Here is a 23,588-nt window from a genome sequence, read left to right as displayed (position 1 = left end):
TGTCTTGTCTCCGTTGTTCTGTGCAGGGAATAGAGCCGATCAGGTCAGCGATGCCAGTTCCGCCGGCATCTCGCCGCGCGGGCGCAGGTGGTCGTCGACGAAAGCGGGCGTGATCTCTTCGAGCGTGGCGGGGTTCCAGCGCGGGTTGCGGTCCTTGTCGACCAGCACGGCGCGGATGCCTTCGGCGAAATCCTTGTTCGCGCAGAAGCCCAGCGAAGCCCAGTACTCGAGGCGGAACACCTCGGCCAGCGACATGCGCGGCACGCGCTGCCAGAGCTCGAAGCTCAGCGCGATGGAGCTCGGTGCGCCCTTGGTGAAAGTCTTCGACGCGGTCTGCAGCCACGCGTCGTCGCTCTGCACGTCGCGCAGGCGCTTGGCGATGTCGAGCAGGTCGTCGCCGGCCATCAGCGCGTTGATCGTGTCGTAGTGCTCGCGCACCTTCGACGCCGGCATCTCGGTGCCCTCGCCCGCCTTGGCGAGGATGCGCGACAGCGTGGCGCGGTCGGCCCGCGCGTCGCCGCCGGTCCACTGCGTGGACGCGATGGTGGCGAGCACGTCGGCCTTGCGCTCCTGCGGCACCAGCACGTCGGCCAGGCCGCAGAAGATGGTGTCGTGCGCGTTGATGTTGGCCGCCGTGAGCGCCAGGAACAGGCCCGTGCGGCCCGGCGTGCGGCGCAGGAACCAGCTGCCGCCCACGTCGGGGTACAGGCCGATGTTGATCTCGGGCATGGCGATGCGGCTTTGCAGCGTCATCACGCGGTGCGAGGCGCCCGCCAGCAGGCCCACGCCGCCACCCATCACGATGCCGTGGCCCCAGCACAGAAAGGGCTTGGGGAAGGTGTGGATCAGGTGGTCGAGCTCGTACTCTTCGCGGAAGAAATCTTCGGCGTAGGTGTTGCGCTCGGGGCCGCAGTCGAGCAGCGTTTGATACAGCTGGCGCAGGTCACCACCGGCGCAGAAGGCTTTCTCGCCCGCCGCATCGAGCAGCACGCCGACGATGCCGGCGTCGGCGGCCCACTCGCGCAGCTTGGGCGTGAGCAGGCGCACCATGTCCACGGACAGCGCGTTGAGCGAAGCCGGCGCATTGAGCGTGGCCACGGCAAAACGCTGGCCGCCGGCGGTCTGGATTTCGTTGAAGAGAACTACGTTGTCGGTCATTGTTTTCAGGTCCTGGAGAGCGGGTTCACGGCGCGTTCAGCGGATGTCGCTGTCGCCTTCCAGCAATTTTCGCGCAACGATGACGCGCATGATTTCGTTGGTGCCTTCCAGAATCTGGTGCACGCGCGTGTCGCGCACCAGACGCTCGAGCGGGAACTCGCTCAGGTAGCCGTAGCCGCCGTGCAGTTGCAGAGCGTCGTTGCAGACATTGAAGCCCGCATCGGTCGCGAAGCGCTTGGCCATGGCGCAATAGGTGCTCGCATCCACATGGCCCGCGTCGAGCTTGCTGGCGGCCAGCCGCACCATCTGCCGCGCGGCGACCAGCTCGGTCGCCATGTCGGCCAGCTTGAACTGCAACGCCTGGAAGCTCGCGATCGGCTTGCCGAACTGCTGGCGCTCGTGCAGGTAGCGGCGCGCCGCGTCGAGTGCGCCCTGCGCCGCGCCCACCGAGCAGGTCGCGATGTTGATGCGTCCGCCGTCCAGGCCCTTCATGGCGATGCGAAAGCCCTCGCCTTCCTTGCCCAGCAGGTTCTGCGCGGGCACGCGCACGTTGTCGAAGTTGATGGTGCGCGTGGGCTGGCTGTTCCAGCCCATCTTGTGCTCCTTCTTGCCGTAGCTCACGCCCGGTGCGTCGGCCGGCACCGCGAAGGCCGAGATGCCGCTGGCACCCGCGCCGCCCGTGCGCGCCATGAGCACCAGCACGTCGGTCGAGCCGGCGCCGGAGATGAAGGCCTTGTTGCCATTGATGACGTACTCGGCACCTTGCAGCTCGGCGCGCGTCTTCAGCGAACCCGCGTCGGAGCCTGCGCCCGGTTCGGTCAGGCAGTACGACGCCAGCTTGCGCCCGCTCGTGAGGTCTTCGCCCCACTGCTGTGCCACCGCGTCGGTGGCCCAGGTGCCGAGCATCCACGTCGCCATGTTGTGGATCGTGATGAAGGCCGTGGTCGAGGGATCGACCGCGGCCATTTCCTCGAACACCAGCGCCGAGTCGAGCCGTGGCAGGCCGAGGCCGCCGATGCGCTCGGGCGCGTAGAGGCCGCAGAAGCCCAGTTCGCCCGCCTTGGCGATAGCTTCCTTCGGAAAGATGGCTTCCGCGTCCCATTGCGCGGCGTGCGGCGCGAACTCGGCCTGCGCAAAGTCGCGCGCGGTCTGCGCAAAGGCGTTCTGTTCTTCGGACAGTTCGAAATTCATTGGGAGCGACCCTTCCAGAGATCGAGCTTGGCGGTGCGTTTGCGGGTCGATTGTTCGAGGCAGCCATAGAACTCCAGCGGCCAGATCGAGCCGCCTTCGCTGTCCTTGGCGGCGGTCTTGCACCCCGGATCACGGCCCTTGAGCCAGGCGCGCTGCTCGGTGCGCAAGGCCGTGCGCTGCTGCGGCGACAGCGATTTCATCACCTCGCCGTAGCGGATGTTGAGCGCCGCGTCGGCGGCGCGAAAGTCGCGCACCGCGCAGGCGTTCATCTGCTGCTGATTGCCGTCGGGCTTGCAGTCCAGCGGACTCGCTTCATCGGCCGCCTGCGCGCCAAAGGCGAGCAGCAGCACGGCCGATGCTGCGACAGCGCGGAGCGCGCACCTCACGCACTTCACTTGAGGCTGATGGTGGTGTTGACGCCCTGGCTCACGGTGCTGTCGTCGAACCAGCGCGCCGTGACCGTCTTGGTCTGCGTGTAGAACATGATGACCTGCTTGCCGTACGGGCCCAGGTCGCCGAGCTTCGAGGCGCGCGAACCGGTGAACGAGAACATCGGAACCGGCACCGGGATCGGCACGTTGATGCCGACCTGGCCCACGTCGATGTCTTCCTGGAAGCGGCGCGCCGCGGCGCCCGACTGCGTGAAGATCGCCGTGCCGTTGCCGTTCGGGTTGCTGTTGATCAGCTCGATGGCTTCGTCGATGGTTTCGGCGTCGGCGATGCACAGCACGGGGCCGAACACTTCCTGGTCATAGATGGTCATGCCGGGCTTCACGCCGGTGAAGATCGTCGGGCCGACGAAGTTGCCCTTCTCGTAGCCGGGCACAGTGGGCTTGCGGCCGTCGAGCACCAGCTTGGCGCCGTCGGCTTCGCCGCGTTCGATGAGGCTGTTCACGCGGTCGTAGGCGGCGCACGACACCAGCGGACCCACGTCCACGCCCTTTTCAGTACCGGCGCCAATCTTCAGCGTCTTGGCCTTCTCGATAAGTTCGGGCACCCAGTTGCGCGCCTCGCCCACCAGCACCGCGACCGACACGGCCATGCAGCGTTGGCCGGCTGCACCGAAGCTCGCGCCGGCCAGTGCGTTGAGCGTCTGCTCCTTGTTGGCGTCGGGCATCACGATGGCGTGGTTCTTCGCGCCCATCATGCATTGCGCACGCTTGCCGGCCAGCGTGGCGCGGTTGTAGACGTGCGTGCCGACCTTGGTCGAGCCGACGAAGCTGATCGCCTTGATGTCGGCGTGGTCGCAGATGCCGTTGACGATGGCTTCGCCGCCATGAATCACGTTCAGCACGCCCGGCGGCACGCCGGCTTCGAGCGCCAGTTCGCACAGGCGCATCGTGACCATCGGGTCTTGCTCGGAGGGCTTGAGCACGAAGGTGTTGCCGGTGACGATGGCCATCGGGAACATCCACAGCGGGATCATGGCCGGGAAGTTGAACGGCGTGATGCCGGCGCACACGCCCAGCGGCTGCAGCAGCGTGTAGGTGTCGACGCCGTTGGCCACGTTGTTGGCCAGCTCGCCGAGCTGCAGGTTGCCGATGTTCGAGGCGTGCTCGACCACTTCGAGGCCGCGGAACACGTCGCCTTCGGCGTCCGGCAGCGTCTTGCCCTGCTCGGCCGTGAGGATTGCGGCCAGCTCGCCCATGTTCTCGCGGATGAGCTGCTGCAGCTTCAGGAAGATGCGTGCGCGTGCGCCCAGGGGCGTCTTGCGCCAGGTCTTGAAGGCTTCCTTGGCGGAGGCCACGGCGGCGTCGAGTTCGGCGGGGGTGGCGAACGGCACGCGGGCCAGCACCTGCTGCGTGGCCGGGTTGACGACGTCGCGCCATTCGGTGGTCTTCGATTCGACGAACTTGCCGCCGATGAGCAGCTTGACGGTGGCGACTTGCGTCGAGGGGGTGGTGGTGGCGTCCATGGGGTTTGTCTCCTGTGATCCTGTGAAATTCGGTACCGGATTGAACCGGTGCAGCCCGCATCCTAGCTTTGCAGATTTGCTATGACAATAGACAAATATGCGTCATCGCTTTGCAAAAATGCAAAGCACCGCATCCCACCGCACACAAGGCCGGACGCACATGGACTGGGACAACCTGCGCTACTTTCTCGAACTCGCCCGCTCGGGCACGCTGATGAGCGCGGCGCGCCGGCTGGAGGTCGACCACACCACCGTCGCGCGGCGCATCCAGGCGCTCGAAAAGGAGGTGGGCGCGCCCCTGTTTTCGCGCGAATCAGGCGGCCATCGGCTCACCGAAGCGGGCCGTCGATTGCAGCCGCAGGTCGAGGCGATGGAGAGCGCCTTCCAGGCCGTGGAGAGCACCGCGCCGGCCTCGCAGGAAGGCCTGTCGGGCCTGGTGCGCATCGGCGCCACCGAGGGCTTCGGCACCGTGGTGCTGGCGCCGCAGCTGGCGCTGTTCGCGGTGCAGCACCCGAAGCTCACCATCGACCTGCTCGCGATGCCGCGGCTGGTGCACCTGTCGCGGCGCGAGGCGGACATCGTCATCTCGCTCGAACGCCCGGCGCGCGGGCCGGTGGTGGTGACCAAGCTCACCGACTACACGCTGCGGCTCTACGCCTCCAAGCAGTACCTGGCCGCCCACAAGCCCATCAAGACGCGCGAAGACCTGCGCGGCCACACCTTCATCAGCTACGTGGACGACCTGCTGTTCAGCAAGGAGCTGCAGTACCTCGATGAACTGCACCGCCCCGACAGCTTTGCGCTGCGCAGCACCAGCGTGCTGGCGCAGCACCGGGCGGTCGCGGCGGGTGCGGGGATTGCGGTGTTGCCGGCGTTCATTGCGCAGGACGATCGCGCGCTCAAGCCAGTGCTGCCGGACGCGGCGAACTTCACGCGGACCTTCTGGATGTCGATGCCGGCGGAGACGAAGCACCTGGCGCGCATGCAGACCGTGTGGGAATTTCTGCGCGCGACGGCTGCGGCACAACAGCAGGTGCTCTTGCCCACGAGCACGGCGAACACCCAGTGACCGGTTCGCGCGCTCAGGAAAACAGGCGCTTCAGAAATCCAGGTTTGGCCGCTGGTGATGCAGCCTTTTCCAGCAGCTCGATCAGCCCGTCCACACGCGGCTTCTTGAGCCGGCGCGCGTAGTCGATGTAGCTCTCTTCCGTGTCCATGCGATAGAACTGCGGCGGCATCGGCAGCGGGCCTTCCACCGCCGCCAGCAACACGCGCAATGCGTCGAGCTGGTTCATGCGGATGGCGCTCATGATGGCGGTCTCGCCGAGCGAGGGGATGATCTCGTTGGACTGCGCGAGCCCGCCGTCGAGCAGGGGCTGGATCGCCGCCGCATCACCTGCGACTGCGGCCGCGCCCAGTGCCTCGAGCGCCGCCAGCTTGTCGGGCGAAAGGCTGGCCAGGTAGGCGTCGCTGCGCTTGTCGTCCTCGTCGCGCGCGTCGCCGCCCTGCATGACCATGAAGTCGGTCACGAGCGCCACGGGTGCGCCTGCGGCGTCGAGCGCCCAGAAGCTCGGGTAGCTGCCGTCGCCCCAGCCGGCGCTGAAGATCAGCACGTTGTTCGCGCTGCCCGCGCCCAGCGGGTAGTGGTCGGCGATGTCGGCCGAGGCGAGATCAGCGCCGAGCACGTCGTCGTAATAGCTCACGTACTCGGGGTTGGTGGCGGACTCGCGCGCCTCGCGCTCGGCCATGGCCTTGGCACCGTCGGCGTCCATGAAGCAGCCGACGCCGGCATCGACCGGGTAGCCATAGAACTCGTCGCCGCCGAGTTCGTCCTGCGATTGCCCTTCGAGCAGCGCCGCCTCCCAGTGCAGGTCGCTTGCCTGCAGGCTGCCTCGCTCACGCAGCCACAGCACGGCCAGCGCATGGCGGCCGCCGCCTTGCAGCACCTCGACGGGGAACGCGCCCCGCCCGCTCACGCTGCGAACAAAAGGTTCTCGCTCGGGCTGCACCAGCGGATCGCAGGCCACGATGCGACCGCTCGTGAGGTGCAAGTCGCCGCAAGCCTGGCGCTGCAGATGACGGGCGCGCAGCGCCTCGTCGTCAAGAAAAATGCTCTGGAGGTTGTCGATGTCTAGGTAGGCCATGCGCCCAGTTTCTCATTCCCCGGCAGCGGCGGGCCACACGGGCGGATGGCTGCCCGGCGGCATCGAAGGCCGCGGCCAGGCGGCCGGTGTGCGCGACAGCTGTGCGCTGTGACGCACCGCCGTCAGTTCGCCGAAGCCGGAGGCCGAGGTCTCGACATACGGCTCGACATCGGCCCGCGCAATCGACAGTCCGCCATCCACCCGCCCCAGCCCGCGCAGCCACTGCCCCGTCTGTGCCAGCGACACCTGCACATGCCAGCTGCCGCCTTCCTGCTGCTGCCGCCACAACGCTGCGGCGGCGCCGAGGGCGATCAGGTAGCCGCTGGCCTCATCGAGGATCTGCATCGGCATCGGGCGCGGCTTGCCGTCGCCCGCCGCTTCGCCTTCGGCGTGGTTGAAGCCCATGGCGGTCTGCACCAGCGAATCGAAGCCGCGCCGATCGGCCCACGGCCCTTGCGTGCCATAGGCCGTGAGCGACACACAGACGATGCCCGGCCGCTCGCGCGCCAGCGCCTCCGGGCCGAAGCCCAGCGCCGCGATGCCGCCGGGGCGGTAGCCCTGTACGAAGACATGTGCGTCGGCGACGAGGCCGCGCAGCACGGCGCGGCCTGCGTCGGTGCACAGGTCGACATGCGTCGAGAGCTTGCCGCGGCTGGTGTCGGCGATGGATTCGATGTTCGGCAGGTTCGGCGAATTGACCAGCATCACGTCGGCGCCATAGGCCGCCAGCGCACGCCCACCGACCGGCCCCGCGAGGATGCGCGTGAGGTCGAGCACGCGCAGGCCTTCGAGCGGGCGCTGGCCGCCCTGCAACGGTGGCAGCGCGCGCGGCGGTGCGTCGCCGATGCGCTCGATGGTGAAGAGCGGCTGGGCCGCGACTGCCTGCCCGTGCGGCGAGGCGTCCCATTCATCGAAGCGGCGCAGCGCGGTGGCCACGAGGCCTTGCGCGGCGGCGGCCGATTCGAAATCGACAGAGCGCCAGCCGGCCATTGCGGCCTCGGCATCGGCGCGCGTGGCGCTGGCCGGGTCAAGCTGCATCAGGCGCAGCGCGCCTTCGCGGTGGTGCTTGAAGTTGGCGTGGATGCGCACCCAGCCGTCGGCGCAGCGGTACATGCCGGAGAAGGTGTCCCACAGCTCGGGTACGCGGCCGTCGATGCTGAACCAGCCCGTGCAATCGAGCGCGGCATGCAGCGTGTCGACCGACACGTCTTGCCGCGCCACACCGCGCCGGTGCCCCAGTTCGCAGGCCGCGAGCGCAGCGGCCGCAATGCTGGCCTGCGCCGCGAGGCCGACAGCGAAGGACGACGGCAGCACCGGGTCGGCGCCCGTGAGCCGCGCAAAGGCCAGCGCTTCGGCGGGCAGCCCTGCCAGCTGCCACAGACCCGCCAGGACTTCTTCACTCGTTGCCATGCGTCAACCCTTCAGGGACAAGAAGAAATGAACAGGAAATGAAAAAGGCAGGGTCCGCTTGCGCGGCCCTGCCCTTGTTGTGTGTCGTTGCGTTCGCGACCTTGTGCGGATGGCTTACTGGATCAGCTTCGCACCGGTCTTGGCCTGCAGCGCGTCGAAGCTCACGCCCGGCGCGAGTTCGATCACCTTGAGGCCTTCGGGCACGACGTCCATCACGGCCAGGTCGGTGATGATGCGATCGACCACACCCACGCCGGTCAGCGGCAGCGAGCACTGCTCGAGGATCTTCAGGTCTTCGGTGCCGTCCTTCTTCTTGGCCACGTGCTCCATCAGCACGATCACGCGCTTCACGCCGGCCACGAGGTCCATGGCGCCGCCCATGCCCTTGACCATCTTGCCGGGGATCATCCAGTTGGCAAGGTCGCCCTTGGCGCTGACCTGCATCGCACCGAGGATCGACAGGTTGATCTTGCCGCCGCGGATCATCGCGAAGCTGTCATGGCTGCCGAAGATGGCGCTGCCGGGCAGCGTGGTCACGGTCTGCTTGCCGGCGTTGATGAGGTCGGCATCGACGTTGTCTTCGGTCGGGAACGGGCCGATGCCGAGCATGCCGTTTTCGCTCTGCAGCCACACTTCCTTGGTGCCGGTGTGGTTGGCCACCAGCGTCGGAATACCGATGCCGAGGTTGACGTAGAAGCCGTCTTCGAGTTCTTGCGCGGCACGGGCCGCCATCTGGTCTTGGGTCCAGGGCATCTCAGGCTCCTTCTTTCTTGTTGACGGCCTTCACAGGCGCTTCGCTGCCTGTTGCTGCGGCCTGGGCGATGGCGGTCTGGGCCTCGACCTTGGCGGCGGCGGCATCGACCGACGCGCTCAGGGTGCGCTTCTCGATGCGCTTCTCGGGCGTGGCATTGAGCACCAGGCGATGCACGTAGATGCCCGGCAGGTGGATGTCGTCGGGGGCCAGCTCGCCCACTTCGACGATCTTCTCGACTTCGACGATGCAGACCTTGCCGGCCATGGCAGCGGCCGGATTGAAGTTGCGCGCCGTGAGGCGAAAGCGCAGGTTGCCGGCCTTGTCGGCCACGTCGGCCTTGACCAGCGCGACGTCGGGCACCAGCGAGTGCTCCATGACGTAGGTCTCGCCATTGAACTCGCGCAGCTCCTTGCCTTCGGCCACTTGCGTGCCCACGCCGGTCTTCGTGAAGAAGGCCGGGATGCCCGCGCCGCCGGCGCGCAGCTTCTCGGCCAGCGTGCCCTGGGGCGTGAATTCGAGGGCCAGTTCACCGGCCAGGTACTGGCGCTCGAACTCCTTGTTCTCGCCCACGTACGACGCGATCATCTTCTTGATCTGGCGCGTCTCGAGCAGTTTGCCAAGGCCGAAGCCATCGACGCCCGCGTTGTTCGAGATGACGGTGAGGTTCTGCACGCCGGAATCCTTCAGCGCGTCGATCAGCGCTTCGGGAATGCCGCACAGGCCGAAGCCGCCGACCGCGAGCGTCTGCCCGTCGGCCACGACCCCCTTGAGTGCCGCGTCTGCGGAGGGAAAAATCTTGTTCACTCGGGCTCCTTGATGGGTGTGGAGAGTGGGTGGGAAAGGCGTCAACGATACTACCTACTCGTATACGTAGTATTTCGTAATGGTGACTCCTGATGCCCGAGATCGATTACCGGTTGGCTTTTGAGCATGCGCCCGTCGGCATGGTGGTGTCGAGCAACCGCACCATCGTCGCCTGCAACCAGCGCGTGTGCGAGATCTTCGGCGCGGAGCCTTCCGCGCTGGTCGGGCATTCGTTCAGCATCCTGTACCCGAGCGTGGCCGAGTTCGAGCGCATCGGCAAGCGCATGGAGCCCTTTCTGAACGCCAGTGGCCACTATGCGGACAACCGCATGATGAAGCGCCTGGGCGGCCTGCACGGCGCGCTGGCTGGCGAGACCTTCTGGTGCCACGTCACGGGGCACGCGATGAACCGGGCGGCGCCGCATGAGGCCGGCATCTGGACCTTCGAAGACCTGGGCTCGCGCCGCGCGGTGAAGGCCGAGCTCACGCCGCGCGAGCGCGAGGTGGCGGCGCAGGTGATGCGCGGGCTGACTTCCAAAGAGATCGGCAAGGCGCTTGGGATCAGCCATCGCACGGTGGAGTTGCATCGGGCGCGGTTGATGCGCAAGTACGCAGCGGCGACGACTGCGGAGTTGGTGCAGAAGCTGATCGCGGGGTGATTCTTTTCAGGGCGCTGTCGGTGTGTTCATGCGTTCCTTTGCATGACCCTATTCTGAGTTCTGAGCAGAAGTTCCCTGCCAGAGACCCCGGATCGTTGCGAAAACGGAAACGCCGTGTCGACAAAACCTGTGCGTCATCGCGCTGTGGGAGGCCTATCGTGGAACCACGCGAACACACCGTTCGCCCCACACAGGAGCAGACACCATGTCCACACCCCTTCATTCGGAAAAGAACCTCCTTCAGCAGACGAAGCTGTCCGTGGCCCAGGCCCGCGCGCTGGCCGGGCACCAGGTGCCCGTGGCGCTCGGCCTCGCGGCGGTGATCCTGTCGGTGCTCGGCGTCAAGCCCTGAGCCTGGGCATCTCGCTCACTCCGGCTTGATGTCGGCGCCCTTGATCACCTTCGACCAGGCCGCGAGTTCCTGGTCGACGAACTTGCCGAGCGTTGTTGGGTCCATGTAGGTCGCGAAGGCGCCCTGGTCGTCCACCTTCTTGCGGAAGGCCTCGCTCTCGACGATCTTCCTGATCTCGGCGCTGAGCTTGTTCACCACCTCGGGCGGCGTCTTTGCCGGCGCGAACACCGCGAACCACGACTCGACCTCGTAGCCCGGCAACCCGGCCTCGGCCGAGGTCGGCACGTTCGGCATCGACGCGTGCCGCTTGCTGCCCGTGTACGCCAGCGGCTTGATGCGCCCGCCCGCAAAGTGGCCGATGACCGAGGGCGGCGTGGTGATGAAGATATCGACATTGCCCGCCACCAGGTCGTTGATGGCCGGACCCGAGCCCTTGTAGGGCACGTGCGTGGCCGGCTGCTTGGTCTGGCGCGACAGCAGCTCGCCCGCGATGTGCTGGATCGAGCCGTTGCCCGACGACGCATAGAACAGGCCGCCCTCTTTTTTCTTGCCGTACTCGATGAGTTCCTTCATCGAGATCACTGGCAGCTTGCCGCTCACCGCGACCACGTGCGGCGCGCGCATCACCATCGCCACTGGCACGAAGTCTTTGGTCGGGCTCCAGCGCAGGTTCGGGTACAGCGACGGGTTGCCGACGTGGTAGCCCGAGTACTGCACCAGCAGCGTGTAGCCGTCGGGCGCGGCACGGGCCACGGCCTCAGTGCCGATGTTGCCGCTGGCGCCGGGCTTGTTGTCGATGACGACCGGCTGGCCCAGCGCGCGCTGCAGCGGGTCGGCGACGAGCCGCGCCATGATGTCGGTCGAGCCCGCGGGCGCGGTCGGCACGACGAAGGTCAGCGGTTTGGAAGGCCAGGCATCTGCAGCATGCGAGGCGGTGGCAGCCAGCGCGAGGCCGACCGCGAGCAGGCGGTGAACGGGTTTCATGAATTTGTCTCCGGTGGTTTTTGTGGACTGTCTTCGGGCTGCATGTCTCAGGGCACCAGCTCCGAAATCTCGATGAGATTCAGGTCGGGGTCGCGCACGTAAACCGAGCGGATGCGCGACGTGGCACCCGTGCGCATCACGGGGCCTTCGATGATCGGCACGCCCTGCGCGCCCAGCCGCGTGATGACTTCTTCGAGCGGCACGCTGGCGATGAAGCACAGGTCGAGCGAACCGGGCGTGGGCAGCTCGGCCTTCGGCTCGAACTCGAGCCCCTTCACATGCAGGTTGATCTTCTGCTGGCCGAAGCGAAAGGCCTTGCGGCCAGCGCCGAAGACTTCCAGTGTCATGCCCATCGTCTCCACGTAGAAGCGCACGCAGGCTTCTTCGTTCGCGGTGGTGAGCACCAGGTGATCCAGGTGGTCGATCATGCGTTCTCCTTCTGGGCCGCGCGTGCCTTGGCGCGCTCGACGATCTCGTTGAAATCGGCTGGCGGTGCGTGCCGCGTGAGCCGGTGACCAGCGCGCGAGACCTGACTCGGCAGCTCGTGCTGCACGAGCGATTCGAGTTCTGCCGCAGCGCCGATCAGCCCGTCGAGGTCCATGCCGGTGTCGTAGCCCATGCACTGCAGCATGTGGACCACGTCCTCGGTCGCGACATTGCCCGTCGCGCCTGGCGCATAGGGGCAGCCGCCAATGCCGCCGAGCGACATGTCGAGCCGATGGATGCCGGCCTCGACCGCGGCAATGGTGTTCGCCAGGCCCATGCCCCTTGTGTTGTGGAAGTGCGCCGTCCATTCCAGCGCCGGGTGCCGCGCACGCACGGCCTCGCACACGGCCTGCACCTGCGTGGGATGCGCCATGCCGGTGGTGTCGCACAGCGTGAGGCCCTGCACGCCCAGCGCAGCGAAGCGGTCGATCCAGCCCTGCACCGTCTCGAGCGGCACGTCGCCTTCCATCGGGCAACCGAACACGCAGGAGAGCGACACGTTCACCGGCACCCTCGCCTGCTGCGCCAACGCGATCACGTCGGCCAGCTGCGCGAACGACTGCTCGCGCGTCATCCGCAGGTTGCTGAGGTTGTGCGTCTCGCTGACCGACATGACGATGTTGAACTCGTCGATGCGGCTTTCCAGCGCGCGCTCGGCGCCGCGCACATTGGGCACGAGCGCGGTGTAGACCACGCCCGGCCGGCGGACGATGCGCTGCATCACTTCTTCGCCATCGCGCAGCGCTGGGATCGCCTGGGCCGAGGTGAACGAGGTCACCTCGATCTTGGCGTAGCCGAGCGTGCTCAGCCGGTCGATCAGCGCGACCTTGTCGTCGGTCGGAATGAATCGGCTTTCCATCTGGAAGCCGTCGCGCGTGGCGACTTCGTTGATGAACAGCCGCGTGCCATTGCCGGTTTTCATACGGCCTCCCTTTCGGCGCCACGCACCGGCCAGCCCGCGCCCTGCAGATCCGCCGTGTGTTCGCCCAGACGCGGTGCCGCATGCGCGATGCGCCCCGGCGTGGCGCTGAGTTTGGGCACCACGCCCGGCACCTTGAGCAGCGCGCCATCGGAGCCGCGCGCCTCGACGATCATCTCGCGCGCCAGGTACTGCGGATCGGTGGCGATGTCGGCCACGGTGTAGATGCGCCCGACCGGCACGCCCGCCGCGTCGAGCACGGCCAGCACGTCGTCGCGGCTGCGCTGCAAGGTCCAGGCTTCGATGGCGGCATCGATCTCTTCCACGCGCAGCACGCGGCCGTCGTTGTGCACGAGGCCGGGGTCGTTCTCCAGGTCCGCGCGGTCGATGGCGCGCATCAGCCGGCGGAAGATGCTGTCGCCGTTGCCAGCCACCAGAACGTAGTGGCCGTCGCTGCAGCGGTAGGCGTTGGTCGGCGCGATGCCGGGCAATGCGCTGCCGGCCCGTTCGCGCACGGCACCGAAGGCGTCGTACTCGGGCAGCAGGCTTTCCATCACGTTGAAGACCGACTCGTAGAGCGCCACGTCGATGAACTGGCCTTCGCCGCCGCGGGCCGTGCGATGGTGCAGCGCAGTCAGCACGCCGATCACGCCGTGCAATGCGGCCAGCGTGTCGCCCAGAGAGACGCCCACGCGCACCGGCACCCGGCCCGGCTCACCGCTGAGGTAGCGCAGCCCGCCCATCGATTCGCCGAGCACGCCGAAACCCGGCTTGTCGCGGTAGGGGCCGGTCTGCCCGTAACCCGAGATGCGCAGCATGATGAGCCGCGGGTTCAGCGCATGCAGCTGCTCCCAGCCCAGGCCCCAGCCTTCGAGCGTGCCGGGCTTGAAGTTCTCGATGAGCACGTCGGCCTCGAGCGCCAGCGCGCGCACGGCTTCCTGCCCTTCGGCGCTGCGCAGATCGAGGCACACGGAGCGCTTGTTGCGCGACTGCACCTCCCACCACACCGACGTGCCGCCGCGCAGCAGCCGCCACTTGCGCAGCGGATCACCGACGCCGGCGGGCTCGATCTTGATCACGTCGGCGCCGAACTCGGCGAGCGTCTTGCCGGCGAAGGGGCCGGCGATGAGCTGGCCGAGCTCCAGCACCTTCAGGCCTTCGAGTGCGTTCATGTCTGTCTCTGTCTCCAAGTGGGTTGCCCCTACTCTAGAAACAGATGGCGATGAACGGAATTGCTCTGATGGCAGCAGGCCTTCGCGAAACGCGAAGGCCTGCCATGCGCCCTGCTCGCTACTTCTTCTTCAGCGTGGACGCAGGCTTGGCAACCACCGGCGGCGCGGCCGGCGTCTTCACCCAGCCGCGCAGCATCACGCCCAGGCAGATGCCGGCCGCGAAGATCAGCCAGTACACCCACGACGGCAGGTTCTCCACGCCGCTGTGCAGGTTCATGCCGAAGGCCGCGCCGACGGCCATCAGCGGAAAGGTCAGCGCGGCGATGGTGTTGAGCTTGTGCTGCGCGCGGCTCATGTCGAGGGCCGAGTGCGCCTGCGCCTCGGCGGCGCGCGCGAGCCGGTAGTCGAGCGACATGCGCGTGTCGGCCAGCAGCAGCTCGAAGCCGCGTGCAATCTCGACCGCGAGGTCGCGCTGGTCGATGAGCATCAGGTCGCCCTTCACCGCATCGCGCGCGGCCTGAAGGGCGTCTTGCATGTTCCGCGCGGCGCGCGTAAGCGGAATCAGCGGGCCGAGGACCTGGAACAGGTCTTCCGAGGTCTCCGCGGCCTGGTGGCGAATCTCGAAGGTGCTGAACGCCGCGCGGTAGCTGTCGAGCAGCTTGGCGAGCGCGCGTTCGCCGGGGTTGTTGCCCTTGTGCAGCCATGCGCCGTCGGGCTTGCGCAGGAACACCACGGGCTTGCGCTCGGCGCCGGTGCCCGAGGGCGGCTCGTGCAGGATCACCATCAGGTGCTCCTGCTCATGGATGATGCGCTGCGCGCCGTAGGTGCTGCCCCCCAGCCGCTGCTGCATGGCGGCGGGCAGTTCCCAGTCGTAGTCGATTCGTCGTGCCATCAGGGGGCCTGCAGTTCTTTCCACAAGGTGTCGAATTCGTCCGCGAAACGGCGCACCAGCGGCGGGTCGTTGCTCAGCACCAGGTTTTCTTCGTTGTACTCGCAGGCGCTGCGGGTCCAGTTGTAGCTGCCGTTGAGCAGCCGCGCGCCGTCGAAGAGCGCGAACTTGTGGTGCATGTGGGCGTCGGTGCGGTCCACCGCCACCGCAATACCCGCCGCACGCAGCTGTCCGACGTCGCTGCCACGGTCGAACTCCTTGTCGTTGTCGGTGACGAAGCGCACCGTCACGCCGCGCCGGTGCGCCGCCAGCACCTCGGCGGTGATGCGGTCGTCCGAGAGCGTGAACACGCACAGGTCGACCGCACGCTTGGCCGTTCGCAGTTGCTCGTTGATCGCCTGCAGGCAGGCCGTGCCGGGGCTGAAGTAGGCCTGCGAGCGCACCGTGACGCTGTCGGGCGAGCGGCCGGTGTCGATCGCGCGCACCACGCCTTCGAGCCACTTGAGCAGCGACAGCTGCTCGGGGTCGGCGGTGCGCGAGCGCACGAGGTCGAAGGCGCGGTTGCGCAGCTGGCGCAGGCCGTCTTCGGGCGGCGAGGCTTCGCGCAGGGTGTGGACCAGCACGCGGCGCTCGTCGTCGCTCAGGCGCGCGTCAGCCATCGTGGCATCGAGCTGGGCCAGCAGTTCGGGCAATGCGGACATCAGTGATCCTTGTCGGCTTTGGGTGGGGCTGGAGGTACAGGCGCGCGCCTTGGTGCGGCCCGCGAGGCCTGCACCTCGGCGGCGAGGCGCTCCATGTCCTGCTTGATCGAGCGGTCGAGTTCGAGTCGGCGCTCGGTCGCCGTCACCAGCGGCAGGATCAGCTCGCGGTAGGTCACGGCGATCTGCAGCATGGCGTCGGCCAGGCGCTGGCCTTCGCTCGGGCCTTCGACCGGCGGCGCGGGCTCGGGCTTGAGCGCGTCGACCGCGCGCGCCACGTCGAGCATGCTGCTCGCGATGCGCTGGCTGCCGTCGATGTCGGCGCCACCCAGCTTGCGCTGGCGCACGAACTCGTCGCAGATGGCCGTCCAGCGCGCGCTTTCCTCGGGCGTCGGGCTGCCGAGCAGTTGCGCCAGGCGCAGCAGGTTTTCCTCGGCGCCGGTGGTCAGCGTCTGGGCCTCGCCGCGGTAGTGGTCGCGCAGCAGCGCGTCGAGTTCGTCGTCGCGCATCAGCGGCGTGATCTTGCCCGCGAGCTTGGTCATGTTGCGGTAGCTGCCCTGCAGCTTGAAAGGCGGCGCGGTGCGGTAGCTCTCCTGCTGCGCAGCCGAGGCGATGTAGGCCAGGTTGACCTTCAGCAGCAGGTCGCGCGCACGGAACAGCCGCTGCAGCAGCGCCTTGATCTCTTCCAGCTCGACCGAGCTGTAGGCGTGCGACAGCGCGCTGCTCGGCACGTCGTGGCCCTGCGCCATCTTCACCAGCAGCTGCACGTCCTTCGGGTCGCGCGAGGCCAGCGGCATCAGCGTGGGGTTGGAGGTCAGGCTGTTCTCGATGTACGAGAGCGCGAACGCCGCCTCGCGGCCCGAGAGCACGTCGCCCAGGTTGTAGATGTCGGCGCGGTTGGCCAGCATGTCGGGGATCTTGAACACGTCGCCCGACTCGGTGTACGGGTTGCCCGCCATCACGATCGCGAAGCGCTTGCCGCGCATGTCGTAGCTGCGCGGCTCGCCGTTCCACACGCCCTCGATGCGGCGCGTGCCGTCGGCCAGCGCGATGAACTTCTGCAGGAACTCGGGGCTGGTGTGCTGGATGTCGTCCAGGTACAGCATCACGTTGCTGCCCATCGCCAGGCCCAGGTTGAGCTTCTCCAGCTCCTGTCGCGCCGCGCTGTTGGGCGCGTTGGCCGGGTCGATGGCGGTGACGCCATGGCCCAGCGCCGGGCAGTTGATGCGCACGAAGATCAGGCCGAGCCGGTCGGCCACGTACTCCATCAGCGTCGTCTTTCCGTAGCCGGGCGGCGAGATCAGCAGCAGCAAACCCATGCGGTCGGTGCGGCTGCCCTCGCCCGCCGAGCCGATCTGCTTGGCGAGGTTGTCGCCGATGATGGGCAGGTACAGCTCGTCGATCAGCTGGTTGCGCACGAAGGTCGACAGCGGCTTGGCCTGGAACTGGCTGAGCTTGAGCCGCGCCTTCTCGCGTTCGAGCAGCTCGTGGCGCAGGCTGTGCAGCGCCTCGTAGCCCGGCACCGCATGCAGGGTGTGAAACAGGAAGCGGCGCCAGAAGTCGTTGAGGTTCAGCGTGAGGCGGCCCTCGGCCACGCGCGGGTGCTCGCCGCGCAGGCCTTCGACCGTGCGGTCGAGCGCCGCGTTGACGCGGGTGCGCTGCAGCGGCATGGCCAGCACGCTGGCCGCGTCGTCGATCCAGTCGATCGATTGCGGCGCCTGGTGCGTCGCGTAGGCGCGCACCCAGTCGCGCGCCAGGCGCCAGCGTTCGGCCGGCGGTGCGGCGTCGAGGTCATGCTGCCACGCGTCGCGCCGGCCGCCCCGCTCCAGCTCGCGAAGCAATGCAGCAGCCAGGTCTTCGCCCGCGCCGGACACGGCCCAGGTGTCGCCGCCATGTTCGCTGGCCAGTTCGCGCACGAGGTACGCGGCGGCCTGGTCGCACAGGGTGGTCACGCGGCCGTCGTGCGCGTCGCGTGTTTCGTCGCTCGCGGTGTCGGCCAGCGGCAGCAGGTCGGGCACCACGTCGCGGGCGAAATGGTTCAGCGCGCGTGCGATGTCGGCTTCGAGCTGCTCCAACGCATCGCGCCGGCCGAAGAGCGCCAGCATCTGCATCGAAGCGCGCGCGCGGCGCAGCATCGACTCGCGGTGCGCGATCAGGTGGCCGTGCTGCCAGTAGAGCAAGGCCAGCGCGCGCTCGGTCGGGCCCCAGGCCAGCAGACCGGCCTGGTCCTGCATGCCGACGAGCGCACCCAGCAGGCGCATCGCGTCGTCGTCGTGGATGCCCTTCTGGTAGCCCTCCTGATACCGCGCCGCGGCAAAGCGGCGGACCATGTCGAGCAGTTGCGGATGCAGCGGGTCTTCGGCCAACAGCGTGAGCACCTCGGCCCAGCTGCGCTCGGTCTTGCCGTCGAGCAAGGCTTCGAGCAGGCGGCCGGCCAGGTACTCGGCGCGCGACAGCTCGGGCGTTTCCGACACCAGCGACTGGTTCCAGTAGCGTTGCAGCGGCAGCAGCCGCGGCTCATCGACCGGGCTCTGGTAGTCGGTGCCCGTGACCTGGTAGGCCATGCCCTCGTCGCGGGCCACGAGCGTCAGGTCGACCGGCTGGCGGTGCACGGTGAAGGCGTGGCGACCGAGGCGCAGCGTGTCGCCGCCTTCGCTCACCAGCTCGCGCTTGTCGCGGATGGAGCGCAGCGCCTGGTCGCGCGCGGTCTTCAGGCGCGTGTCGAGTTCGTCGGCCTGCACCGCGGCGCCCAGCGTGCGCAGGTCGGCGATCAGCGTGTGCAGCTTGCCGATCATCGGATCGGCTGCGAAGTAGCTGTGGACCTGCGTCAGGTCGCCGAACTGCGCGATGCGGCGCGGAATGCCGTCGAGGATGCGCCCTGCCGCATCGACCACGCCCTGCGCGCGGCGCTGGCGCGCTTCCACCAGGCTCTGGCGGCGCGCGGACAGCGCTTCGTACACGGTCTCGCGCTTCTCGGCGATGTCGGCCAGGAAGTCTTCCTGCTCGGCGAAGCGGCCTTCGATCTCTTCGAGCTGGGCCAGCAGGCGCGTGAGCGCGTCGTCGCACTTCTCGGGCGTGTCGGCGAACTCCAGCGCGTTTTCGACCGCCTGGCTGAAGAGCTTGAACTGCGCACCGAACTCGGCACGCGCCTCGGTCGCGCCCAGCGACTTGCGCCGCATGCGCGCGTCGGCGCGCATGCGGTTGATGTCGGCATAGATCAGCGAGATGCGGTCCAGGATCGAGGTGCGGATCACCGCATCGCCGCCCGGCAGGCTGCCGAGCTGCTCGGTCAGCAGGTCGAGGCCGGCCGCCTGTTTGTCGAGCGTGGCCAGCATCTGGCCGAGCGCCGGCGACGTGGCGAGGTTGGGCAGTTCGAGCGCGAGCTTGTCGAGTGCCTGGCGCTGGCCGTTGAAGGCGGTGTCGGCCGCCAGGAACTGCATGGCGCGCTCGCCGATGCGCTGCTGCTCGGCCTCGAGCGCCGCGTCCATGGCGACGATGCGCGGCAGGTCGGCGTAGCGCAGTTCCTTGAGCATCTGCAGCGCGCCGCGCCGTTCGCGCAGGCGGCCCAGCGCCTTCACGAAATCGTCGGGGGCACGCCAGAGCGTGCTGGCAATGTCGACCATCAGCGCGTGCTGCTCGTCTTCCGCACGGGCCAGCGCCCGCGCGGTTTCGCGGCGGATGGTGTCGACCTTTTCGAACTCGGCCAGCGTGCTGCGCGCCACCTCGGCGATGCTGCGCAGCTCGCCCATGAGGCCGGCGGCCTCGGGCGCGTCGAGCCAGAAGTAGGCGTCGCTCACGCGGGTGCACTGGCGAATGAGGTCGTCGTAGGCCGCACGCGTGGGCGCCTGCTCGCGCACCGCGCGCGCGATGCCCATGAGGTCACTCACGCCGCGCACCAGTTCGGCATTGCCGATCTTGCCGAAGAAGCCGGTGGCGGGCGGCTGCGCGCTCACATGCTCTTCGCTGGCGAAAGGCGTCTGCCACAGCTGCATCGGGTGCACGCGCGTGGGCTCGCCGTTGTCGCCGTTGAACACCAGGATGCGGCCGTCGGCAAAGCGCGCGTAGCCGTTGGCGATGATCGGCGTGGCGAGCTTCTTGTCGATCAGGTTGTAGTTGAAGAGCGCATAGCGCCCCGGCTTGCGGTCGTAGAACACATAGGCCACGTCTTCGCCGTTGGGCGATCGCAGCATGCGCTTGAAGCGCAGGCTTTCGACCACCTCGGCCGGCAGGTCGAAGCGCTTGTGCTCGCCCGACTGCAGGTAGTAGCCGCCGGGAAAGATGATGCCGTGGTCTTCGGGCAGCTGAACGCAGGAGCCGCCGATGGCGTCGATGCGCTCGACCTGCTGCGTGCGGATGTTGAACACCAGATAGCGCGTGGTCTGCTCGCGGTAGGGCTTCACGCGCAGCAATATCAGCATGCCGAGCTTGGCCCAGGCGATCTCGGCGTCGGTGAGCGACTGGCTCTTGTCTTCCACCGGCTCGCTGTAGATGCCCAGGCCGGTCTCGGTGTTGTTCTCGATCTTGATCGTGAGGTCGCCGCCCAGCGTCTCGACGAACACGGTGTCGAGCACGTTCACGTGCGGGTGCTTGCCGCCCACGTGGTCTTCGCGCGTGGCCACGGTCCACTCGAAGTCGTGGCTGGCGGGCAAGGCAATGTCGCGTTCGCCGCGGTTGTCGACGTAGTGGATGCTGCCGTCGCGCTCAATGGCCCAGCGGAACACGCGCACGTCGCTCAGCTGCTGGCCGATCTGGAACGAGGCGAGCAGCTTGTCCTGCGTGACGCGCAGCTGCAGCAGTGTGGCCTGCTTGTAGTAGGCGTAAAGCTCGCGGAAGTCGGAGACGAAGCGCGTGTCTTCCAGGAAGGAGCCGGCCAGCGGCACGGGCTGCAGCTCGTCGTTTTCGGTGGCGGCTTCGCCCGGCGCTGCGAGCCGGTACAGGCCGAACACGTCGCCCACGGCCGTTTCCTTGCGCAGGCCGATGAACACGTTGTAGCCGAACAGCAGCAGGTCGCCGATGCGCACGATGTCGCGCGCCACGGCGTTGTTCTCGGTGCGCGCGCGGGTGCGCAAGATCAGCGCCTGGTCGGAGCGGCCGAACTCGGCGAGCCGCTGCTCGTTGAGCGCCTCCGTCTTCTTGAGCAGGCCTTCGCCCTGGGTTTCGAGCCGCTTCTTCAGCAGGTCGTAGCTGCCGCTGCCGGAGACCAGCGCTTCGGTGGCGTCGATGGGAGCCTGGGCGCCGGGCGGCGCGCCGGTGTCGTCGGTGGGTTGCATGGATCGGCGCGGTCAGTCCGCGCGCAGCAGTGCGAGCAATTCGTCGCGGTGAGGCTGGGTGTCGAGCCAGGTGCGGATGCGGTCCAGCTCGTCGATGCAGTCGTTGCCGTAGCGGCGGCGCAGCGCGGCAAGGCGCGCCTCGCGCACCTCCTCGGTCTGCAGACGGCGCTGCCAGCCGTCGGACAGCAACTCGTCGAGCCGGCCGGCCAGGCCGCGGCTCACGAGGGCGCGCCATTCGCCCTGGTCGAACCAGAGGTTCTGGCAGGCCACGCAGCGGTCGATGCGGAAGTCGGGCCCCGCACTCACGCGCAGGCGCTGCATCAGCCGCTCGCATTCGGGGCAGTGGCGCACGGCGGCGAGGTCGAACACCTCGATCACCTCGTCGTCGACCTCGTGCGGCACGCGCTTCGGGTCGGCGGCCTTCCAGGCGCGCCAGTCGTCCATGCCCATCACCATGCCTTGGCAATCGCCGCATTGCACGCCCAGCAGCGCTTCGGCCAGCGCCACCGGCTGCATCGCCGCGCCCCCGGCGCAGCTGCACTTCAGGTTCGGATTCACTGCGCGTTTCCGTTCAAGGGGCGGAAGGTGGAGATCAGGTTCTGCAGCGCCGACTTCTGGCTCTCGGTGCCGTCGTTGGCGATCTTGTTCATCAGCGAGGCGACGCTGAGGTTCTGGATTTCGCCCGACGAGTTGCCCAGCGCGCCGACGATGTCGCGCAGGTCTTTCACCACGTCGCGCTCGCCCGAAAGCTGTTCCTTGAAGGCGACCTGCACCGCCTGGCTCTTGGAGATGACACCGTCGATGCCCTTGCCCACCGAGAGCGAGCGCACGAAGCTGTCGAAGTAGTCGCCCGAGCCGCCGACGATGTCGATCTTGGCGTTGGCGAGCGCGGTGCCGAGCACGTCGGCCTGTTCCTTGGCAATGGACGTTTGCGCGTCGATGCCCTTCATGGTTTCGATGTGCGACTTTTCCAGGCGCATGCGGAACTCTTCGTGGTCGCGCGTTTCGGGGCTCATGGACTTCATGGCCTCGAACTTCTCGTGCAGGCCCTTCGCCTCGGCGTTGAAGCGCGCTTCGATCACCTGTGCATCGGCCTGGCCCGACTTGAGCGTGGCTTCGGCATCGGCCGTGCGCACGTTGACGTCGGCGAGGCCGAGCTTTTCCTTGCCCGAGGCTTCGGCGTCGAACTTGGCACGCATGCCGGCGGCTTCGGCCTGCGAGCGCGCTTCGATGACTTGCGCATCGGCCTGGCCGGCCTTGAGGATGGCGTCGGCATCGGCCTGGCGCACGTGCACGTCGGCGAGGCCCAGCTTTTCCTTGCCCGAGGCTTCGGCCTCGAAGGTGGCCAGGCGCGCCTGCGCGGTGGCGATCTCGACCTTGGCAGCCGCCAGGCCCGGTGCGGCGGATAGGGCTTCCATGCCCTCGGCTTCGCGCTTCTTCGATTCGGCGTCGCGCTCGGCCACCTTCAGCTTGGCATCGGCCAGCGTGAGTTCTTCGGCCGCCTTGTGGCGCGCGCGCTTTTCCTGGGTTTCGGCCGCCTTCACGTCGATCACCATCTTCTCGTCGGCCTGGCCCTCGGCCATGATCACGACCGATTTCTTGGTGCGCTCGGCCTCGGCGACCACGCGCAGTTCCTTGATCGCTTCTTCCTGCTCGGCGACCGTGCGCTCGACCACGATGCGCTCGCGGATCACGTCGGCAATGGCCTTCTTCTGCACTTCGACGGCCTTGTCCTTCTCGATGCGCTGCAGGGTCACTTCCTTTTCGCGATCGACGATCTCGAGGTCGCGGGCACGCGTGACCTTTTCTTCCTCGACGGCCACCGCGCGCTTGCGGTTGTTTTCGGCCACTTCTTTTTCGCGCTGCACGTTCTCTTGCTGCACGGCCACGGTCTGCTCCGAGAGCAGGCGCGCGGTTTCGGACTTGGTGCGCTCTTCGGACTGGATCTTGGAGGTCTCGGCTTCCTCGCGGGCACGCACGCTGGCGATCTCGCGGTGCTGGCGCGAGGTGGCGTCGGCCTGCTGGCGCTCGAGTTCGAGCAGCGCTTCTTGCGTTTCGACGTTCTTCTTCTTGATCTGCATTTCCTCGTTGCGGCGCAGCTCGTTGGTGCGCACGTGCTCGACCGCCGTCAGCTCGGTGATCTTCTTGATGCCCTGCGCATCGAGGATGTTGTTGGCGTCGAGCTCCGACAGCGGGGTCTGCTCGAGGTAGTCGATGGCGGCGTCTTCGAGCACGTAGCCCGAAAGGTCGTTGCCGATCTGGCTGATGATCTGGTCGCGGAAGCCGTCGCGCGCCTGGTACAGGTCGACGAAGTCCATCGACTTGCCCACCGTCTTCAGTGCTTCGGAGAACTTGGCCGAGAACAGCTCTTCGAGCGTCTCGTGGTTCGAAGCCCGCGCGCAGCCGATGCCCTGCGCCACCTTCAGCACGTCGTCGGCGGTCTTGTTGACGCGCACGAAGAACTTCACCTTGATGTCCGCGCGGATGTTGTCGCGGCAGATCAGGCCTTCGTTGCCGGAGCGGTCGATTTCGATGGTCTTGACCGAGATGTCCATCAGCTCGGCCTTGTGGATGATCGGGTAGACCATGCGGCCGGTGAAGGTCACCTCGGGCTCGGCGCGCAGCGTGTTCACGATGAGTGCGTGGCCCTGTTCGATCTTTCGATAGAACTTGGCGAACATCGCGAACAGGCCGAGGATGACCACGGCCAGTATGACCACGGCAAAGATGATGGGCTCCATTTTTTCTCCAGATTTGCTTTAAGAGCGAACGAACAGTAAGGG

Annotated in this window: 20 protein-coding genes; 3 read left to right on the top strand and 17 right to left on the bottom strand. The window is 67.5% G+C overall.

Annotated elements, in window-relative coordinates; genetic code table 11:
* Positions 1-39 precede the first annotated feature (39 nt).
* From RZE79_RS12300 to RZE79_RS12285, 4 genes are read right to left on the bottom strand one after another with little or no spacing between them, the layout of a single operon-like run.
* Entirely contained in the window at positions 40-1,158 is a 1,119-nt protein-coding gene (locus RZE79_RS12300) for an enoyl-CoA hydratase/isomerase family protein (protein WP_319360623.1), read from the bottom strand.
* Between the two features lie 36 nt (positions 1,159-1,194).
* Complete coding sequence (locus RZE79_RS12295) at positions 1,195-2,349, bottom strand: acyl-CoA dehydrogenase family protein (RefSeq protein WP_099796512.1); 1,155 nt, start codon at positions 2,347-2,349, stop codon at positions 1,195-1,197.
* Positions 2,346-2,699 carry a lysozyme inhibitor LprI family protein gene (locus RZE79_RS12290; protein ID WP_228121800.1) on the bottom strand — a complete coding sequence of 118 codons (354 nt, stop codon included), beginning with the start codon at positions 2,697-2,699 and terminating at the stop codon, positions 2,346-2,348. Before RZE79_RS12290 ends, RZE79_RS12295 begins: the two co-directional genes overlap by 4 nt.
* Positions 2,700-2,740: 41 nt before the next feature.
* A complete protein-coding gene (locus tag RZE79_RS12285; RefSeq protein WP_319360622.1) occupies positions 2,741-4,264 on the bottom strand; it encodes a CoA-acylating methylmalonate-semialdehyde dehydrogenase in 1,524 nt (507 codons plus the stop codon).
* Positions 4,265-4,424: 160 nt separating this feature from the next.
* Here RZE79_RS12285 and RZE79_RS12280 point away from each other — a divergent pair, with 160 nt between their 5' ends.
* Positions 4,425-5,333 (top strand): LysR family transcriptional regulator, encoded by a 909-nt coding sequence (locus RZE79_RS12280; protein WP_153284808.1) that lies wholly within the window; start codon positions 4,425-4,427, stop codon positions 5,331-5,333.
* Between the two features lie 13 nt (positions 5,334-5,346).
* Here the strand turns inward: RZE79_RS12280 and RZE79_RS12275 are convergent, their stop codons facing one another.
* From RZE79_RS12275 to RZE79_RS12260, 4 genes are all read right to left on the bottom strand, one after another.
* Positions 5,347-6,408, bottom strand: coding sequence for a DUF4241 domain-containing protein (locus tag RZE79_RS12275; RefSeq protein ID WP_319360621.1), 1,062 nt, complete (start codon positions 6,406-6,408; stop codon positions 5,347-5,349).
* A gap of 12 nt (positions 6,409-6,420) precedes the next feature.
* Positions 6,421-7,818 carry a CoA transferase gene (locus RZE79_RS12270; RefSeq protein WP_319360620.1) on the bottom strand — a complete coding sequence of 466 codons (1,398 nt, stop codon included), beginning with the start codon at positions 7,816-7,818 and terminating at the stop codon, positions 6,421-6,423.
* Between the two features lie 114 nt (positions 7,819-7,932).
* On the bottom strand, positions 7,933-8,571 hold the full coding sequence (locus RZE79_RS12265; protein WP_056573812.1) for a 3-oxoacid CoA-transferase subunit B: 639 nt from the start codon (positions 8,569-8,571) through the stop codon (positions 7,933-7,935).
* Position 8,572: 1 nt separating this feature from the next.
* Positions 8,573-9,376 (bottom strand): CoA transferase subunit A, encoded by an 804-nt coding sequence (locus tag RZE79_RS12260; protein ID WP_319360619.1) that lies wholly within the window; start codon positions 9,374-9,376, stop codon positions 8,573-8,575.
* A gap of 92 nt (positions 9,377-9,468) precedes the next feature.
* Here RZE79_RS12260 and RZE79_RS12255 point away from each other — a divergent pair, with 92 nt between their 5' ends.
* A complete protein-coding gene (locus RZE79_RS12255; protein ID WP_062476432.1) occupies positions 9,469-10,035 on the top strand; it encodes a LuxR C-terminal-related transcriptional regulator in 567 nt (188 codons plus the stop codon).
* Between the two features lie 205 nt (positions 10,036-10,240).
* Complete coding sequence (locus tag RZE79_RS12250; RefSeq protein WP_172438277.1) at positions 10,241-10,387, top strand: hypothetical protein; 147 nt, start codon at positions 10,241-10,243, stop codon at positions 10,385-10,387.
* A 15-nt stretch (positions 10,388-10,402) separates the two neighbouring features.
* Here the strand turns inward: RZE79_RS12250 and RZE79_RS12245 are convergent, their stop codons facing one another.
* The 9 genes from RZE79_RS12245 to RZE79_RS12205 form a co-directional block, all read right to left on the bottom strand.
* Complete coding sequence (locus RZE79_RS12245) at positions 10,403-11,371, bottom strand: tripartite tricarboxylate transporter substrate binding protein (protein WP_319360618.1); 969 nt, start codon at positions 11,369-11,371, stop codon at positions 10,403-10,405.
* 47 nt (positions 11,372-11,418) lie between these two features.
* Positions 11,419-11,799, bottom strand: coding sequence for a VOC family protein (locus tag RZE79_RS12240; RefSeq protein WP_319360617.1), 381 nt, complete (start codon positions 11,797-11,799; stop codon positions 11,419-11,421).
* A complete protein-coding gene (locus tag RZE79_RS12235; protein WP_319360616.1) occupies positions 11,796-12,779 on the bottom strand; it encodes a hydroxymethylglutaryl-CoA lyase in 984 nt (327 codons plus the stop codon). The genes RZE79_RS12240 and RZE79_RS12235 overlap by 4 nt, the downstream gene beginning before the upstream one ends.
* On the bottom strand, positions 12,776-13,948 hold the full coding sequence (locus RZE79_RS12230) for a CoA transferase (protein ID WP_319360615.1): 1,173 nt from the start codon (positions 13,946-13,948) through the stop codon (positions 12,776-12,778). Before RZE79_RS12230 ends, RZE79_RS12235 begins: the two co-directional genes overlap by 4 nt.
* Before the next feature lie 118 nt (positions 13,949-14,066).
* Positions 14,067-14,840 (bottom strand): hypothetical protein, encoded by a 774-nt coding sequence (locus RZE79_RS12225; protein ID WP_319360614.1) that lies wholly within the window; start codon positions 14,838-14,840, stop codon positions 14,067-14,069.
* Entirely contained in the window at positions 14,840-15,538 is a 699-nt protein-coding gene (locus RZE79_RS12220) for a phospholipase D-like domain-containing protein (protein WP_319360613.1), read from the bottom strand. The genes RZE79_RS12225 and RZE79_RS12220 overlap by 1 nt, the downstream gene beginning before the upstream one ends.
* Complete coding sequence (locus RZE79_RS12215; RefSeq protein ID WP_319360612.1) at positions 15,538-20,805, bottom strand: DNA repair ATPase; 5,268 nt, start codon at positions 20,803-20,805, stop codon at positions 15,538-15,540. Before RZE79_RS12215 ends, RZE79_RS12220 begins: the two co-directional genes overlap by 1 nt.
* A gap of 12 nt (positions 20,806-20,817) precedes the next feature.
* Complete coding sequence (locus RZE79_RS12210; RefSeq protein ID WP_319360611.1) at positions 20,818-21,363, bottom strand: zf-TFIIB domain-containing protein; 546 nt, start codon at positions 21,361-21,363, stop codon at positions 20,818-20,820.
* Positions 21,360-23,546 (bottom strand): hypothetical protein, encoded by a 2,187-nt coding sequence (locus RZE79_RS12205; RefSeq protein ID WP_319360610.1) that lies wholly within the window; start codon positions 23,544-23,546, stop codon positions 21,360-21,362. The genes RZE79_RS12210 and RZE79_RS12205 overlap by 4 nt, the downstream gene beginning before the upstream one ends.
* Positions 23,547-23,588: the final 42 nt, after the last annotated feature.

This window comes from Variovorax sp. EBFNA2 (assembly GCF_033802765.1).
GTDB lineage: Bacteria > Pseudomonadota > Gammaproteobacteria > Burkholderiales > Burkholderiaceae_C > Variovorax > Variovorax paradoxus_H.
This window is presented reverse-complemented; position numbering and strand designations above follow the sequence as displayed.